The sequence below is a fragment of the Exiguobacterium sp. A1_3_1 genome (assembly GCF_048985645.1).
Classification (GTDB): domain Bacteria; phylum Bacillota; class Bacilli; order Exiguobacteriales; family Exiguobacteriaceae; genus Exiguobacterium_A; species Exiguobacterium_A indicum.
The window spans coordinates 1-1,088 of sequence record NZ_WBYY01000312.1 but is presented as its reverse complement, the minus strand read 5'-3'; the positions used below and the strand labels follow the sequence as shown (position 1 = coordinate 1,088).

The window sequence follows — 1,088 nt, the reverse complement described above, 5'->3', positions numbered from 1 at the left end:
CGTACGGAAATGGTACTCATGATTATCAGCTCCTTTGTAATACATTGTAATACATATTGAGCTTTTAGTATATAGAATCGAGGATAATTCAGAATGAATATTCTCTGCGAGATAGAGCTGGGCTGCTGAAAATCACGGATGAGTATGATTAGATGTCAAAATTGAATTAGATCATGTTCAAATTGGAATGAACATAGTCATTCGTCCTTATTTTGACCATGTTTAAGTAATCAATGACCATAATTTTTTCTTCACTCCGTTAGAGTGACACTTAATATTTGCTTGAACGGAACGATTTCGATATCGAGATTTCGTTTGACGAGGTGGACCTCCTCCTGTACATAGTCGAGCTTCTCAACGAAGGCATCGAAACGATGCGTCAACGGACCATTCATTGCTGTCACCGTGACAATGTCTCCGCTGAAGATGGCATCGTTCAAGGCGTTCTCGATCGTCCCATCAATCGGACCCTCCGTATCCTCGAACTTGAGATGATGTACCTCTTGGTAATAACGTTTCAGCAATCCTTTGTGTTCGGGCATGAGGAACGGGATCCATTTCTTATTGCCTCGGTCTTCATAACTCATTAAAATCACTCCTTTTCATAATAAGAACATTTGTTCTTATTATGTTCCTCGTTTCTCTTGTTTTCAATCCGATATTTCGACGTCTCATCAATGCCTCCGTTTCTGGGACGAAAAAAGGCAGCGACGAGGATCTCGTCACTGCTCCAGTATGTTTCGGCTATTCGATTAAATGAGGAGATTCATTCTCCCACCATGCCGTCATGGTCGTTGTCCCGCATATATTGGTATAGCCAGTGCTTCTCCGTGATTGGCATCGCGAAGCCGGCATCCTTCGCCTCCTGGATCGTCACCTGACCATTGCCGTCGGTATCGACGCGCGAGACATCCTCGGTCGCTGTGGTATCGGCAGAGGACTTCGCTGACAGTTCTGTTTTTTTCTCCTTCTTCTTTGTCAGACCGAGTGCGGCATTCGTCTCGTCCGGGTTGCCGTTCTGGAACCGGTCGACGACGGTGTTCCCACGGACCGTGTAGGTATACTGATACGCGGATGGGATCATCGTC

The 1,088-nt window shown here is 45.4% G+C and carries 1 protein-coding gene and 1 pseudogene; both read right to left on the bottom strand.

The features are described from left to right. Nucleotides 1-251: 251 nt before the first annotated feature. On the bottom strand, nucleotides 252-587 hold the full coding sequence (locus F8N00_RS18040) for a YolD-like family protein (RefSeq protein WP_311246930.1): 336 nt from the start codon (nucleotides 585-587) through the stop codon (nucleotides 252-254). A 179-nt stretch (nucleotides 588-766) separates the two neighbouring features. Then, nucleotides 767-1,088: pseudogene (locus tag F8N00_RS18035) on the bottom strand (hypothetical protein); the annotation flags it as partial.